General features: G+C 35.2%; 13 protein-coding genes. 2 read left to right on the top strand and 11 right to left on the bottom strand.

What is annotated here, in order from left to right; all coding sequences use genetic code 11:
* Positions 1–19: 19 nt before the first annotated feature.
* Genes DRF58_RS12685 through DRF58_RS12670 form a run of 4 tightly spaced genes read right to left on the bottom strand, consistent with a single transcriptional unit; the run spans position 20 to position 5,078 of the window.
* The gene (locus DRF58_RS12685) at positions 20–1,423 is read right to left on the bottom strand and encodes a TolC family protein (RefSeq protein ID WP_162300307.1); all 1,404 of its coding nucleotides are present in this window, start codon (positions 1,421–1,423) and stop codon (positions 20–22) included.
* Complete coding sequence (locus DRF58_RS12680; RefSeq protein ID WP_116035967.1) at positions 1,407–2,720, bottom strand: HlyD family secretion protein; 1,314 nt, start codon at positions 2,718–2,720, stop codon at positions 1,407–1,409. The genes DRF58_RS12685 and DRF58_RS12680 overlap by 17 nt, the downstream gene beginning before the upstream one ends.
* A 14-nt stretch (positions 2,721–2,734) precedes the next feature.
* A complete protein-coding gene (locus DRF58_RS12675) occupies positions 2,735–4,399 on the bottom strand; it encodes a peptidase domain-containing ABC transporter (RefSeq protein WP_116035966.1) in 1,665 nt (554 codons plus the stop codon).
* Positions 4,400–4,403: 4 nt separating this feature from the next.
* Positions 4,404–5,078: a TetR/AcrR family transcriptional regulator gene (locus DRF58_RS12670; RefSeq protein ID WP_116035964.1), complete on the bottom strand. Its 675-nt coding sequence runs from the start codon at positions 5,076–5,078 to the stop codon at positions 4,404–4,406.
* Positions 5,079–5,353: 275 nt separating this feature from the next.
* Here DRF58_RS12670 and sucC point away from each other — a divergent pair, with 275 nt between their 5' ends.
* A complete protein-coding gene (sucC, locus tag DRF58_RS12665; protein WP_116035962.1) occupies positions 5,354–6,544 on the top strand; it encodes an ADP-forming succinate--CoA ligase subunit beta in 1,191 nt (396 codons plus the stop codon).
* Between the two features lie 77 nt (positions 6,545–6,621).
* Positions 6,622–7,125 (top strand): hypothetical protein, encoded by a 504-nt coding sequence (locus DRF58_RS12660; protein WP_123902410.1) that lies wholly within the window; start codon positions 6,622–6,624, stop codon positions 7,123–7,125.
* A gap of 16 nt (positions 7,126–7,141) precedes the next feature.
* On the opposite strand, the gene DRF58_RS12655 is transcribed toward DRF58_RS12660, so the two are convergent.
* The 7 genes from DRF58_RS12655 to DRF58_RS12615 form a co-directional block, all read right to left on the bottom strand.
* Positions 7,142–7,984, bottom strand: a complete 843-nt coding sequence (locus tag DRF58_RS12655) for a mechanosensitive ion channel family protein (protein WP_116035959.1) — start codon at positions 7,982–7,984, stop codon at positions 7,142–7,144.
* Positions 7,985–8,042: 58 nt separating this feature from the next.
* Positions 8,043–8,633 carry a hypothetical protein gene (locus DRF58_RS12650; RefSeq protein WP_116035957.1) on the bottom strand — a complete coding sequence of 197 codons (591 nt, stop codon included), beginning with the start codon at positions 8,631–8,633 and terminating at the stop codon, positions 8,043–8,045.
* A gap of 306 nt (positions 8,634–8,939) precedes the next feature.
* Complete coding sequence (locus tag DRF58_RS12645; protein WP_185144545.1) at positions 8,940–10,085, bottom strand: glycosyltransferase family 4 protein; 1,146 nt, start codon at positions 10,083–10,085, stop codon at positions 8,940–8,942.
* Positions 10,086–11,434: 1,349 nt separating this feature from the next.
* The gene (locus DRF58_RS12635) at positions 11,435–12,181 is read right to left on the bottom strand and encodes a hypothetical protein (RefSeq protein ID WP_116035954.1); all 747 of its coding nucleotides are present in this window, start codon (positions 12,179–12,181) and stop codon (positions 11,435–11,437) included.
* An 840-nt stretch (positions 12,182–13,021) separates the two neighbouring features.
* Positions 13,022–14,083: a hypothetical protein gene (locus tag DRF58_RS12630; protein WP_116035953.1), complete on the bottom strand. Its 1,062-nt coding sequence runs from the start codon at positions 14,081–14,083 to the stop codon at positions 13,022–13,024.
* 459 nt (positions 14,084–14,542) lie between these two features.
* On the bottom strand, positions 14,543–15,754 hold the full coding sequence (locus DRF58_RS12620) for a hypothetical protein (protein ID WP_116035949.1): 1,212 nt from the start codon (positions 15,752–15,754) through the stop codon (positions 14,543–14,545).
* Positions 15,751–16,851: a glycosyltransferase family 4 protein gene (locus DRF58_RS12615; RefSeq protein WP_116035948.1), complete on the bottom strand. Its 1,101-nt coding sequence runs from the start codon at positions 16,849–16,851 to the stop codon at positions 15,751–15,753. Before DRF58_RS12615 ends, DRF58_RS12620 begins: the two co-directional genes overlap by 4 nt.

Below are 16,851 nucleotides of genomic sequence, written 5' to 3'. Positions count from 1 at the left end.
TTTGCCTGAACTTTTTGTTTTATAAAGTGAAATTCTCTTTCATCCATTTCAACTTATTGAAGCTTTTAAGGAATTTGGTTCTAATGGATATGAATTTCTCTTGCGCTTCGATGACTTTATTTTCTCTTGAATTAATCAAGAATAATGAACTTTCTCCGTTGCTATATCTCGTTTCTTCTGCAGACAAAAGTCGCTCGTAGTTTTTGAGATTATTTTCGGAAAGGTCGATTTGCGTTCGGTAATTCAGAATCTCGTTTTTGTATGTTTCGATTTTGGTGTCGAGTTCCCTTATTTTGTAATTGGTGTCCAGTTCATTCTGATTCAGTTTTATTTTCGCAATCTGATAATTGGCTCTTGCTTCTCGTTGGAAAATCGGAATTTCCAGCTTCAAACCATATTGAAAATTGTTATCAAAAAGCGGAAGATAATCTGCCTTGTAGTTTTCTTTGTTGAAGAAATTATAAGTAAAATCAACTTTCGGAAGGAAACTTTGCCACTTCAGCCGTCGTTCACTTTCCAAGATATTTTGTTTCTGATTATAATATAAAATCGAAAGATGCGAACTAATTTGTCGGGATTCTACATCATTAATCAAGAATTCATAATCGGTGTAAGCCAGATTATTCGTAAGGTCATCAGAAGGATAAATCATCTGCGAAAGCTCATAAACCTGCTGATTTTCCTTCCAAAGAAATAACTGAAGCTCCTGAGTTGTCTTCACAAAAGTCAAAAATGCATCGCGCTGCTGAAGTTCAAAACTTTGCAACTGAGACAAAGCTTCTATCGTATCAATAGCAGGTTTTTCTCCATATTCAAACGTTTTGATAGTGAGTTTGAGACGTTCTCTGTTGATATCAATAATCTCGGTCTTCAGTTTATAAATCTCATAATTCTGAACCCATTCCAGATATTTGTTTTCTGCATCCAAAAGTAATTCGTTGGTTAAAACTGCTTGTTCAGCTTCGGTCATTTTCTGAGCAAACTTGGCTTGATCGAGCATTGCTCTTCTCTTATCATAAAGAAGATTTTTTGCCAACGGAATCGTTACGCCAAATTGGTATAATCCACCAACCGTTTCGGTATTGCTCAGTTTATCTCCTTCGATATAATTGTAACCTCCGTGGATATCAATCCCATACCAAGTCGGAATCCCGAGTTCCAGATTTTTTTGTTTATAATAGTTTGTTCCATCAATATTTTTCTCGCCCAACTTCCCACCTAAAACAGGGTCGAAACCACCTCTAGCTTGGGTAATTTCTGCCGTTGCAATCTTATTCTGCAATTGATATTTCAAAGCTAACGGATGATAATTTTTCACAATTGAAATGAACTCATTCGCCGATAACTTCAAAGAATCCTGAGCAAAATTAAACTGAACAAAAAGCAGAAAAACGAGAAGAAAAATTTTATTTAGCTTTTTCATCTTTTGTTGATTTTGCGGTTGCAACTTCATAATAATCCGGTGGAAAACCGTTGATGTTTCGCCATAGTTCGTACCAGATTGGAACATCATTTAGAATAGCGATTCCTTGAACACCTGTTCCCATTTTGATTTTTGGTGGCCATCTTTTTTCATTCTTATCTTCAATCACCAAAGCTTTGAAAAGACCATTTGGACTGATATTATTTTCCAAAGCAATCACTTGTCCTGCAAAAGTTCCGTAGCTGGAATCTGGCCAACCGGAGAAAACAATTGCTGGGAAACCATCAAAAATACACATCACACGTTGTCCTTCTTTAACAAGTGGAAGGTCGACAGGTTTAATATAAATTTCCACAGCATAATCTACAGTTGTAGGAACAATGGTTCCGATGTTCTCACCGTCTTTCAGAACTTCTCCAATTCCTGCTTTGTTCAACTGAACCACCTGACCATCCTGAGATGCGATGATGAAATATAAACCTTGTCTCGCTTTGTAATTTGCTACTTGGTTTTGAAGTTTTGCAATGTCGCCATCACTTCCTTCTATATTTCCCAAACTCTGGAAACGCTCTCCTTCTATCTTACTCAGCTTTTCATTATAATCCTGTGTTACAGCATTTTGTTCGATTTGAGTATTGAGAATTTCTTGTCTGGTTTGGGCTACTTTGTTCTCCGTTGCTGTTTTTTTAGCAATCGCATTCTGATAAGAAATACTTCTCTGCTGGAACTGTGTCAAAGAAACCAAACCATCATCGTACATCTTTTTCTGTCTGGCAAATTGGTCTTCTGACAATTTCAGTTCGTTTGTAGTTGCAGCTAATTCAGCTTCTTCTCCTACTAATTTGTTATTCAGCTGACTGATTTTAATTTTAACTTGATTAAGTTTCAAATCTCTTGCAGCATTAAGCGCCAAAAGTTGATTTTTAGCGGTTCCAACTTTAGCTTCATAGTAATCTCTTACGCCTTTTTTGGCTTCAACCTGTTCTTCTGTTCTTTGAACCAACATCGGATCCAGATAATCGTCTTTGATTTCGGAAAGTTGAAGAAGTGTATCTCCTTTTTTTACATAATCTCCATTTTTCACATTCCATTTGATGATTCGTCCAGGGATTGGAGAATTCAATTGCTGAGGTCTTTGGGATTGATATAAAGAAGAAACGTTACCTTTCACTTTAATATTCTGAGTCCAAGGAAGAAACAGCGTGATGATTCCTCCAATTAGAATAAAGAAAAACCATCTTTTAACTCTGGATTTTCTGTGAATATGGTATATTTTATCGTATGACTTTAGTTCCATTTTTTTCTAAATTTTTAAGAAATCATTTTTATAGTTCCATCTTCAAGATGCAAATGTTGGTCTGCACTATAAAGAAAATTTTTGTCTGGAGCAACCACAACAATGGTGGTATCTTTTTTCTTTTCCTGAAGATATTTGAGCATTTTTTCCTGAAATTCCGGCGGCATTCCTGCGAAAGGGTTTTCCAGAAGTATCATCCTTTTTTCTCCTAATAATGCACGAAGCAGAAGAATTTCTTTCTTTGAACTGAATGTCAGCTCAGAATCGGTTTCGCTGATTTCTGTTGTAAAACCTTGACTGAACAAACTAGAAATGTTATCAATTCCCATTTTCTCAGATAATATTAGAATATCTTCTGTGTTGCTTCTGCTATTTCCTAAAAGTATATTATCCTGAACTGTACCTTGGATGACTTTCATATTTTCTAGATACAAACCAACATTGCTTCGGAATTTTTGTTTATCTAAATTTTTCAAAGGAATCTTATCAAACAAAATCGTTCCTGAACTTGGCTCATAGAATCCGGAAAGCATATTCAATAATAATGATTTTCCGGCTCCCATTTTTCCCGTTATTGCTGTGATAGAATTTTCCTGAAGCTTGAAATTTAGATTTGATAAAATCGGATGTGTTTCATTAAAAGAAAAATCAACATTTTTGAACTCGATTTCGGTTCCCTTATCTTTTTGAGTCAACTCAATTTCACCATTACTCTCCTCCTTTAGTTCTGTAATCTTATCGAGTTTTGCAAAAGAAGCAATGATATCATAATAGCTTTCCAAGCTTACAATTAATTTTTCCACCGCTGACATAATACTTAAAACCACAATTTCAGTTGCGATAAATGCACCAATATTAAGCTGTTGCGTTATCATAAGATAAGTTCCAATGGCCAACATTGCCAATGTGATAATCACTTTGAAGGCTACAATAGTTTTGTATTGGAACACCAAAACTCGGAAATGCGCATTTCTATCTTCTAAATATTTGACCACACGATTATCTGTTCCTGCTAAATGAACTTCGTTATCAGAATGCATTTTGAATGTTTGGACAGATGCGGCAACATCTTCTATCCACGCTGCTGTTTCGTATTTTTTATCACTTTCGTCTATGCTCGATTTGATTCCACTTTCCATTGTAGCTCTGAAAATAATAACTACAGAAAGGACAACCAACGCTCCAAAAGCCAAAAACCAAGGATGATAAAACGACAACAACAAAATCCCAAACACAATCTGAATCAAAGCGGTAGGAATTTCCAGAAGGATTTTCGAAATTCCTTTTTGTAGATTCTGAACATCAAAAAAACGGTTGACCAATTCCGGTAAGTAATATTTTCTGGTACTCGAAAGATTGACTTTCGGCAGTTTCTCGGTGAAAGCCATAGAGAACTCAACAAAAATTTTCTGCTGAATTTTCTCAATAATCTGCAAAACTTTTAGTCTGAAAAAACCGACCAAGAAAGTTCCGAATACCACAAAAAATATTAAAATATAAATAGAAGTTACCATCGTAGCTCCCATTACAAAGTTCACGATCGACTGGATCCCTAAAGGAATACTAAGCGCAACCAAACCATTGAGAATCGCATAAAAATAGATATTTGTGACGTCCTTTTTTTCTTTGGTGATATATTGCCAGAGCTTTTGCCCATATTCATTTGGTGATGTTTTCATTGTCTTATTTTGTAAGATTAAATGTTAAATATTTTAAATAATTCAGGACATAAGATTTATGATTCTGATTATCTTTATTATCTGTCAATTTTGACATATGTTCGCTAAAAAACTGCTGATCGTGCGCCGTTTCCAACAATGTACTTGCAAGAGAAGTTGGGTAAGGAAACTTTGGATTAGAAGCCGAAATTATATTTGAAATAAAAGCACACAGATTTTCCAGTGGACTGAAAACCATATCTTTATTAATTTCGTCCACTTCCTTTACCAAATAAGATTTAGAACTTTCCGAAACCACAATGGCGTGAAGTTTAGCGAGGTCATAATCCTCAATCTCTACACAAGATTTGTCGTGATGCGTGATGATTTCTAATATCTTATCGAGTTTATCCGACGCAAGCTTGATTTCCGAAACCCGAAGCTGGGAAATACACTCTAGATAGGACCAATACCAATTGAGAATGTAAGTCAAAAGCTTGTGTTTTGAAGAGAAATATCTATAAATCGTAGCTTCTGTAGAACCAATTTTCGTTGCCAGTTTTTTGAATGTAAAATGCTCGAAACCAATTTCAAAAATCAGTTCTATGGCATTTTTCACAAGAGATTTCCCAAGCTCGCTTTTCTCGGGATCTTTGAGATAGAGTTTCTCTGTAACTTTGAATTTTAATTGAAAATTCATTGATATTAATCTAATTTTTTTGACTCTTCAAAATTATAAAACTTTTGGCGATAATAGTATTACTATACATTAAAATAGTATTAAAATTTGATTAGAAAATCGCGCCAGAAATTAGAATTTAAATATAAAATTCAGAACAATTGGTTTTATCATTCTCATTATAAAACGATAAAGTGATTTAAGTCATTAAAACTTCTATAATTTTCTTTTTAACGTAAGTCATTTTTCTTAAATTTGTCAATCTTATAAAATTTAAAAATTAATCAAAACATATTATGAATCTTCACGAGTATCAATCAAAAGAGATTTTAGCAAAATACGGGGTTAACATCCAACGTGGTTTTGTTGCAAACAATGTGGACGAAGCAGTTGCTGCTGCTGAAAAATTAACTGCTGAAACCGGCGCACAAGGATGGGTTGTAAAAGCTCAGATCCACGCAGGTGGACGTGGAAAAGGTGGTGGTGTTAAGTTTTCTCCAAATATGGATAAACTTAAAGAAAACGCTGGAAACATCATCGGGATGCAACTAATTACACCTCAGACTTCTGCTGAAGGTAAATTGGTAAATTCTGTTTTGGTAGCTGAAGACGTATATTATCCTGGCGAGTCAGAAACTAAAGAATTTTACGTTTCTATCCTTTTGGACAGAGCGCTTGGAAAAAACACTGTTGTTTATTCAACTGAAGGTGGAATGGACATTGAGCACGTTGCTGAAGTTACGCCTCACTTGATTCACAAAGAAGTGATTGATGCGGCTTACGGACTACAAGGTTTTCAAGCTAGAAAAATCGCTTTCAACCTAGGTCTTTCTGGTAACGCTTTCAAAGAATTTACAAAATTCATCACGTCTCTTTACAATGCTTACATCGGTATTGATGCTTCTCTTTTCGAAATCAACCCGGTTTTGAAAACTTCTGATGACAAAATTATCGCTGTAGATGCTAAAGTAACCCTAGATGACAACGCACTTTACAGACATAAAGACCTTGCTGAACTTAGAGATAAGAGAGAAGAAGATCCAATGGATGTAGAAGCTGGCGAGGCTGGTCTTAACTTCGTGAAATTGGACGGAAACGTTGCTTGTATGGTAAACGGAGCTGGTCTTGCAATGGCAACTATGGATATCATCAAATTGTCTGGTGGTAACCCTGCAAACTTCCTAGACGTGGGTGGAACTGCTGATGCTGCGAGAGTTCAAACGGCTTTCGGAATCATCTTGAGAGACCCGAACGTAAAAGCTATCTTGATTAACATCTTCGGAGGAATCGTAAGATGCGACAGAGTTGCTCAAGGTGTTGTAGATGCTTATAACGCAATGGGAAGCCTTCCTGTTCCATTAATCGTAAGATTGCAAGGGACTAACGCTGTTGAAGCTAAGCAATTAATTGACGATGCTGGATTACCAATCCACTCTGCAATTACTCTTGAGGAAGCAGCAAACAAAGTAAAAGAAGTTTTGGCTTAAGCTAAAATTTTAAAATAAATAAAGAAACCGTTTCATTTTTGGAACGGTTTTTTAATGCATTGATTTAAAATAAATTGATGAATAAAATTTGCATTCCCAATCCTTGCTCGGAAAACTGGAACGAGATGTCACCTGAAGAAAAAGGGAGATTTTGTTCCGTTTGTAGCAAATGTGTGATTGACTTTACTGAAAAAAACTCTCAGGAAATTCAAGAAATTATCGAAGAAAAATCCGATGAGAATATTTGTGGAAGATTTTATAATCATCAATTGAATATTAATGATTATAAATCGGTGAAGATTAAAGAAAAGCTTTTTCGTTATGTTCCTTTAAGTCTTCAAAATAGTAGATTATCGCTAGGATTATTATCATTAATCTTATTATTAATAGGTTGTTCGAAGTCTGAAAAGGAAAATTGTGTTGCAACAACCGGACTTGTCGATATTATAGAAGAGGACACAATACCAAAAAATGAAGATTTTATAATGGGAGAATATATTGCCGTTGATGATTCTGTTGCGACAATTCATAAAGAAAAAGATTCTATTAATTTTAATAAAAACAAAAAACTCAAGAAGTAATTCCTGAGTTTTATTTTTATGCTGTTGTATTAGTGATATTAATACTTGTAGGCGTCACGAGTTCAATATTCTCTTTGACAAGTCTTTCATTGATTTTCATAATAGCATCACTTTTCACATTCGTAAAATTACCACCAATTTCTAACCAAAACTTAACTTGCATTGTAAACAACCCTTGTTTCACATTAGTAAAAATAACATCTATTGAATCTGCTTTGTCAATGTGTTCCAATGTTTTTATTTCGTCTAGAACCGCTTGTTTAGCTTTACTAATATCTTCTCCTACAGGAATTTCGAAATCCAGAATAATCCTACGTTGAGGTGATGCTGTAATATTGAAAAATGGAGAATTGAAAATCACCTGATTGGGAATGTAAACTTTTTTGCTGTCATCAGTAATTAATTTAGTTGTCAACAATCCAATATCCTGAACTGTCCCAGAGTTGCCACCAATCGTGACATAATCTCCAATTTTGAAGGCCTTATCAACATTCACCAACATTCCTGAGAATATACTTGAAACTAAATCTTTCAGTGCGACACCTGCAATCACCCCGGCAACTCCTAAACTTCCTAAGAACTTCATAAAGAAACCACTGAAACCCATTATTTCTAATGCGATAAAAGTCCCCATCAGAATAATCAGAAATTTGAATACCGCGATAAGCGTTACGACAGAATCGCTTTTTGTTTTTGGAAAGAATTTGTGAAAGAGTTTCACTGACCATCGGCTGAGATACTTACTGGTTGTAAGGAAAAATAAGAAGACTAAAATCCCTACCACTAATCTTGGTGTCAATTCAGCTAAACTGATGTACCATCTTTCTAAAACCTTATAAATCGTGTTTATATATTCCATAATTAATATTAATAAAAAAACCGACAAAAGCCGGTTTAATTATATTTTTAACTTATAATTATTTTACTTCGTTGGCAATTCTTTTAGCATGAGAAGTTGGTAAATATATACTGAAACCTACATTGAAAGTGATATTAGAGTTAAGACCCTCATTTCCAAATCCTGCTCTCCCAACGTATTTTACCAAACCTTCAATACCGATATTAGGCGTAATAAAATAGGAATAACCTGGCCCAACCCCAAAATCAAGTCCTGTAGTAGAATCTGCATTCTCTATGGATCTTCCTCCAATCCCAACATTACCTTCAAAAAACCAGCGTCCGTGATTCAAAAGATTATCTACACCTTGTTCGCCAGGGGAAAGATAATATCTACCCAACGCTCCAACACCATAATCAAAAGCAGTTGGACTTCCTTTTGTTACTTTACTAATTCCTAAATTAACATACCCTCCTAACGCTACATTATCTTTGATAAAGTAAGCTGCTTTTGGTTGTAGAGCTATGTCATAACCAGCTCCTGTATTTAATCCAAATCTACTAGAAATAATACTACTTCCTACCATCCAGTTGCCTTCTTGTATCTGAGCGTTTGCAGAGGAAAAAAAACCTGCGGCAATAACAAATGCTCCTAATAATAATTTTTTCATATCGTATAAATTTTTAGTTTCTAATTATCTTTTTAATAATTTACAAAGGCTGTGCCATTACTATTTTATGAAAAAAACAATTGTAGAAAACATTTTTATGAAAATTGATTATCTAGTTTTTCAGCAACAAAAAAAAACAATCATATTTGATTGGCTTTCCTATTCTATATTAAATACTTTATTTTTTGTATTACCTTGATTATGTCTTGATTTCTAATACAAAAATCACGCTATCAAATGTGGTTAATTTCGCTCATCTTATTTAGAATTTTCATCCAAACATTTTTAACCAAAAATCAATGTTTATCAATCTAATAAATTATCATAGTTTTTCTTCAGCAATTCCCAAATCAGCTCCTGTTTATATTTCATCACACTATCTCTCGCAGATACTTGAAGCTTATTATAGATTTCAGAATCTAAACATAGCTTCATAGCTTCTTGTAAATCATGAGATTCTTTGGGTTGAAAAATCAGTCCATTCTGTTGATGAGCAACAATCTCATTACACCCATTGATATTTGATACCAATGCAGGCAAACCCATTGCTAAAGCCTGCAATACAACGTTTGGAAAACCTTCCCTATAACTTGGAAATGCTAATGCATTACTCATTGCGAAATAAGGCCTTACATCTTTCCGGAATCCAACAGATACAATCCCTGGATTATTTTCTATCTCATCCAAAACCTCTTGAGATAAAGGATCTAAATCTTGCTCCAAAGGACCTACCAGCAAAAGTTTGAGGGCTGGAGAATTGGAGAGTTGAAGAAACTTGAAAGCAGAAACCAACTCATTGATTCCCTTATCCTTTACCAGTCTGCCTACAAAAATGAAGACAAAATCATCTTTGGAAATATTGAGTTCTTGTCTAAGCCTAAAATTATCATCATCTGAAAACAGAGAACAATCAAAATAGTTGACATCAATGCCATTTGTACTACCATTGCCAATGACTTTCAATTGATCCACTTTGCCTAGTTTTTCTTTTAAAATGAAGTCATATAAACCTTTGGAATTAGGATAGACATTTGTAGCGCAAGCGTAGGTCAGTTTTTCTACTTGGTTTAGAACTTTTCTTTTGATACCCATTGTCTCCATAAGAGGCAAACCTGCTACTGTATGCAACCTCACTTTTACACCAGCTAGTTTTGCTGCTAACATGCCAATAAGCCCAGCTTTTGGTGTGTGCGAATGTACTATCTCCGGTTTTTCTTTTTTCAGGTAAGTATACATCTCCCATAAAGATTTCAAATCTTGTAAAGGTGTAATCTTACGTGTCATTTCTATAGTATGGGTTTTGACCCCAAGCTCCTTGCCTACTCTATCTAGATTTTCTTTATCCGCTGAAATAGCCGTCACATCATAATGTTGGTTCATAAACGTCAGTTGTTTTCCCAATAATTTTTCTAGAGAAATTGGAACTGTTGTAATGCGGAAGAGCTTAGCCATCTGGATGTCGTTTTTTTGCAAAGATATGAAAAGATGGAGTTGGGTTTCGGGGTGCAAGTTGGAGGGTTTTGTTACTTTTAAAATTGGTGGAAAGAGATGGTCAATTAAAAAGCCGCCCTTTTTTGTGAGGACGGCTGTGATAGTTTACTTACGAGGAAGAAGGTTCAGCGATTTGCAGACTTCTAGCTCTGAAAGCTTCATATAGGTACAAAATTCTGAAATACTCAGCTTGTCCTTCTTCTCTTTTTGAAGTTCTTTTTTGATCTTTCGCAATACTCTACGCGAATGACCTTCTGAATACCCCAGCAATGTTGCTACGTCTTTTGGGTAAATACAAATTCTCATTTTCTTTTTAATATTATAGCTGAGATATGCCCATCATCCAGCGGATGTTGTTTAGGGTTCACTTTTTACACAGCTCCATTAATAGCAATCGGAAATGCCGATCATTAATACATTTCTAATAATACCATGACTCAATTTAATTTGACAAGGAAGACAATTTTCGATTGCAGTTTTTATCATTTCTCTATTGAAAATCTTAGGGTCTGTAAAAAATAGCTCTGGTAGTGACGTTATAAATAGGTATTAAAATGGTATAAGTGTCTGTAAATAGCTGTGATAGTGACGTTATAAATAGGTATTAAAAATGGTATGAGTGTCTGTAAATAGCTGTGGTAGTGACGTTATAAATAGGTATTAAATGGTATGAGTGTCTGTAAATAGCTGTGATAGTGACGTTATAAATAGGTATTAAAAATGGTATGAGTGTCTGTAAATAGCTGTGGTAGTGACGTTATAAATAGGTATTAAATGGTATGAGTGTCTGTAAATAGCTGTGAAAGTGACGTTATAAATAGGTATTAAAAATGGTATGAGTGTCTGTAAATAGCTGTGGTAGTGACGTTATAAATAGGTATTAAATGGTATGAGTGTCTGTAAATAGCTGTGAAAGTGACGTTATAAATAGGTATTAAAAATGGTATGAGTGTCTGTAAAAATAGCTGTGGTAGTGACGTTATAATGTTTTCAACAATGCTTGCCCTTCAACAGGAAACTGGCGTTTACTGATGTAGACATTCCGCAATAACCGAAAATTCAATGATCTTTTTTTCTTCCAAACCAAATTTAATAAGAATTTTTTAATCCAACAACAGTGCTGCTAAAATTTTATGTTAAAAATGCTTCACGTTACAATCTGCGTCCTTTTTGTTGGGGACCCGGCTGTTTGCGGCGACTCATTTTTGGGTGGATTGGGAATTCCAGATTGTACTGGTTGCTTGCAGGCTATTTTATAAAAAAAATCCCTTAGCTATTGGATGCTAAGGGATTTGGATTGACTGAGCTCATCAACTCAAATTTAGAATAAAGAGCACATTGAACGCCCCATTATTCAAAGGATACTGCAGCGTATTGACTTCCTGAAAAAACTCGATGAGCAATACCTGAAAAACGGATGGTAATCCAACAGGAGGCGTGAGCGATAAAGCGATATCCTGTACAACATTATCCAAAGCAAAATTGAGCGGAGTAGCTTGTACCAAGCTAGAATCTGCGGTATCAAAATCCAAACCCAGCGCCGCATAAGTTATCTGTGCATGGGTAGCACCTTCTGGCTTCAAAAGATCTACCGCTGGTATAAAGCCAGGAATATCAAGTGTTCCTGCTAAGGCATCCAACTCATAAGTACGCTTCAAAACATTGCTTAATTGAGCTTTTTTATTGAAATCGAATTTCTGAAAGACATTTTGACTCAGAGGATCTTCGAGTCCAATACTAATTTTTCTTTGGCCCCTTAGCGACACCACATCCAAATTTTTGACTTTGTTGAATAGCTGCATCAAGCGGTTGGATGTCCTTGAGTCTTTCGCATTTTTAACCAATGGCCCCAAAGCATCTCTAAGGACTTTTGCTGCTTTGGCATTGTTTCCAAATTCGGTAATGTTCTCTCTGGTTCTTGCGAACGCTGGATCATTCATAATACGAGATTTGCTAACCCCACCGGCCATTCTTACAAAATGACCATCGGCATTGCGATAGAATGTAACTCCATCGATACTGCCTTCAATCTTAAATAAACCTTTTTGTCTAGGCATAATTTCTAAATTTTAAATTATTAAAAAATTGGCAAGACTCTCTTGCACCCATCACACATCTAGTGTTCTGACAGGACAAATATATAACCCTAACCACCACGTTACCAACATCTTGTAACATGTTACACCCTTTTGTTTCAAAAGAGCACAAAATGTTCGTTTTGGAACTGGCGGTTTATACGGGAAACAACGAACTATGTACGGGGATGGTACGGAGAATAACAAAGGGAAGTTAACATGATCGTACAGGCGTCCCTATTTTGCGGCAAATCTGTGGATGTTTAAAAAATTAATCAAAATTATTTCCCTTACCCTAAAGAGAGTAATTTTGATTAATTTTAAAAGAATTTTTCAACCTTTAAGAGGGATAATTTATAAAAGCAATAATATCCGTTCTAGCCTATTTAATCTTATAGAGAATGTTATATCATTTCTGTTTTAAATTTACTGGAAATGGATTGAACTCCTTCGGAGTTTCATAGTGTGATAAAAAATTTCTACTACACAGATATGGCTCCTCTGGAGCATATAGCAAAAAAATCAATTCATAAGATAAAGCGGTAATAGACTCTAACTAAATTGATTCTCTAAATCTAATAAATCAGACCGCAGCCCGACGTTATTGATAAGACCATTGTAATTGATATATAATTATTTGCAAAAATCCCTCAACCCGAACTAGGGTTACAACATTGATTTTCATTACGGTTTATAAGCTAAATATCTTAATTTTCTGACTGATATAAATTGACAACCAATCTCAACATCGCTTTTTTATTTGGTAATTACACTGAGAGCCTGTTTAAATTTTAATGAAATTATCATGCACAACTTCTTAACTCATTTTCCATGCCCTTTTTCGCGGTATAATCCATTCAATATTTTGATTGCTAAAATCAAAACAAAGGGTGTATACATCATTTTTGTGCGAACAAAGATCCCTAGACAAGAATAGCGTTGGATAAAAAACAATGATGAAACCACGAAAAACAACAATGATATCCTTGCAAAAGTATCGAGCTTGATTGTCTTGAATCTCACTATGTAACTCATTATTGCTAAAAACATCAAGAGCAAGGTTAAGACGTTTTCCACACTCAAAACCAATGAAAAGAAAGAGTTAGCATCAAAAAACAATGGTCGAAAATTGAGGACAAATATTCTCTCTATCCAATTATAATCTATCATCGGCACATAAGAATTTGCTCTTTTGAAGGCGACTAAAGAAGCATTATTCCGTTCTAAGATATAGGCTAAATCAAAAGGATTGCGATTGAGCAAGTGCATGGTCATGAGATACAACCCCAACGAACAAGCCGCTAAGCCAATAGCAATTCCTATTTTTTTGCGTGTTAATTGGCTGTCTTTTATCAATAGTGTGATTCCTATAGCCAGTAATAAAAATAATGCGACATGCGGCCGAATGAGAATGAGTAATAGCCAACCTACAATGTATTTGAAATTGATATATTGCTTTTCTGTTTGCTTGATGATAATCCAAACAATAGCAAGGAAAACAAGCGGCTCTTTTCCTACAATGGCTGTCCAAAAATGGAGATTAGGTAACAAAAAAACGCCCATCAATGCGTATTTGAAAATATTATGTTGCGGATTAACATAGCTCTGAGCAAATCTGTATAATTCTAAAATTGCATAGTATCCAATGAGACTGTACATCAAAAATCCCATCCAAAAAGGTAGGTTTAGTACTTTTACAAAGGGATAATTGATGAATTTGATGACATCAGTTCCTATACTGAAGAAGTCGAGCCAATTCCCTTCAAAATGCCAATATCTATACGCATCACTTGGATTTGCGAGATTATATTGCCAAGCTATGAAGGCAAAAGCGGAATGGTAAAGCAATAAAAAAACCGGGAATAGCCACTTTCTGCTTTTCATATTTTGAATTTGTATCTGTTTAAATTTTATTCCAAATCAAAATCTTATGGGATTTTTCTTCAGCCCAACCCTAAAGGGAGGAAAAATCCCTCCAAAATTAAACAAAATCACTGCCTTTAATTATAAAATCTGTATCCAACCCAGCTTTGATTGTTCATTTGAAATCGAAATTAAATGCAACCAGTTGTTGAGATTGAATACGTCTACTGCGATATTTTTTTTAGGAATGACAAAAATAGTGTTAAAAATTAACAAATAAGGTTTATAAATTAGATGCTTCGAATGCCACAGCATGACAGTGGCGGGTTCGTCAGAGAGAGAGTTGGAGAGGATTTCGTTTTTAAGATGAAATGCTTCGAATGCTTCAGCAGGACAAGATTTCTTGAGCGCCTTATCAGGATTATAAAATGAGTCGGAGGGTTGTAGGGTGGCGATGTTAAAGTCTGTGTTACTTGGTTTTTAAGGTTTTGCTTTTCGAAGAAGTTTCGTAGCACGGGTTTTGGAAAGTTTTTTCGGTTGTCTGAATGTTTGTTGTTGGTAAGAAAATACCCACAACATAAAAATAATGAGTCCTGGCAGAAACATGTTTCTCATACGGATCATAATCCCAACATTACCAAGAGATTGAGAAAATGCAAGAGTCCCAATTATTAAAAAAACAACCAGCCCTTTGATTACAAATGGTGCTGCTTTGAAAGCCGAGATAGGGCTAGACCTCATCGCCTTTACAAAAACAATGACTATTGCTAGGTTTTCTAAAGACGCTATCAAACCATTGAGATTTCTAACGTCAAAGAAAAATGGTCTAAACCAGAAAGTTAGTACTTTGAGAGGAAATGGATAAGAAGAAATATCAATTGCAGAACCTGTACTACCTCTACTAAGCACCTCTGCTTTATTTGTTGCAAATTTGTCGAAGCCTTCAACAGAAGCCTCTTCTATTTTGGCAAACTCCATTACACTAGGTAAAATGGTTAGTCCTATCCCGATCATTACCGCAGAGAAAAGGATTCTTTGCCCCACCGAGACTTTCCCACCCATGATGTAGGCCAAACCAAAACCAACCGTCAAGAACAAAGTGATATGTGGGCGGATTGCCATTGACAACAGCATTGCGATAACAATTAACGGTATTCTCTTAAAAGGTTTCATCAAACCATAGGTAAACATGCCTATGCACAAAAACAAAATGGTATCCTTGCCTACTCCTGCACTCCAAAAATGAAGATTTGGGAGAAAGAAGATTAATGGAAAGAGAACGTAGCCAAAAATAATTTTGTTATACGGAATGCTTCGTGCTGCAATCAGAAAAAAGTAAGTGATTCCCATAAAGCCCAAGAGGCTGTAAAACATGGTATTGGACAAGAATGACATGCCCATCACATGAGCTGGAATATAATTGAAAGCCCGCATAAACTCGGTTCCTTCTCCACCTCGTAAATCTCGAACAAACTGAAAATAGTCCATTTTATTTCCCGCCATCCAATAGCCCCACGCATCTCCACCTCCATTGTTTGTAGTGAAAAAATAAGCGATTCCCAATACAAAGTGAAATAGTGCCAATCTATTAAGAATAGGCAAATAAGCTTGTTCCTTGTCTTCCAAAAGTAGTTTTGGAAATTGGATTGCCAACAAAATAAAAATCGGAATGTAAATAATATCTAAAATCATTCCTTCAATATTTTAATCCAACGCTTTGCCGTCACCTGAATGCAGTATTGTTCTTCAACCAGTTTCCTAGCACTTTTTCCCAATTGCCTTCTTGTTAAGTCATTGTTTTTCAAAAACCGTATTTTTTCTATCCAGTCTTCCTTACTCTTTGCAATGAAACCTGTTTCGTTATCCATGCAGACATCTCTATTCATCCCCACATCCGATGCTACTCCAGGAATACCACAAGCTGCATACTGAATCAGCTTATAGGCACATTTTCCTTTTTCCCATTCAGAATCCTGAAGCGGCATTATCCCCACATCCATTTTAAGAATTTCTGAGACTTCAGTATCTTCTGTCCATTGGATATAATTTACATTATTTCCTAAATCCACATCCTCTGTGATTCCAACAATATGAAAGTTGATATCAGGATCTTGTTTCTGCAATTCTTTGATCCAGTCTTTGCAAGGCAACAGATGTTTTTCGAATGTTGTTTTGGTACCAATCCATCCGACTATGAATTTTGTATGATCTCGTGATGCATTTGTTTCCCCAGCCCTAAAGGGTGGAAGCTCTAGACTATTATTTTTTGATGAATATCTTTTGATATCGATGACTGTAGGGATTATTTCTATGTTTTTTGCACCAGCTTTTTGGGCATAATCTGCAAGATATCTGTTACCTGCTACCACGGTTCCGCTGTAGCGCATTACTTTAGCAATTTTACTACCTAGAAATTTTTTAATAATGGGATTGGAACTTTTATCATAATTATGAAAAATCGCATCATCATAATCTACAACGTATTTTATTCCTAAAATCTTTAGAATCCATTCTGCAAATGCTGGAAGAAAAGGAAAAATCTCTTTTTCAATAACGATTTTATCGTAGTTGAAAATCGTAAATAAAACAAAGAAACGACGTAAATAGGACTTTAGAACTGTGTTGATGTTCTTATTCCCAGCATAAAAATCCTTGAGATAAGCCTCATCAAAAAAAGGTTTTACCGTAATTTCCGCTCCTTTTTTTTCCAAATATGGGAAATACTGATAGCTCCGCATTCTGCTGCTACCCGCCATTCTGGTATATTTGGTAAGGTAAAGGATCTTCAT

This window comes from Epilithonimonas hispanica, assembly GCF_003385395.1.
GTDB lineage: Bacteria > Bacteroidota > Bacteroidia > Flavobacteriales > Weeksellaceae > Epilithonimonas > Epilithonimonas hispanica.
The sequence above is the reverse complement of the archived record's forward strand: the minus strand, read 5'-3'. Positions and strand labels throughout refer to the sequence as shown.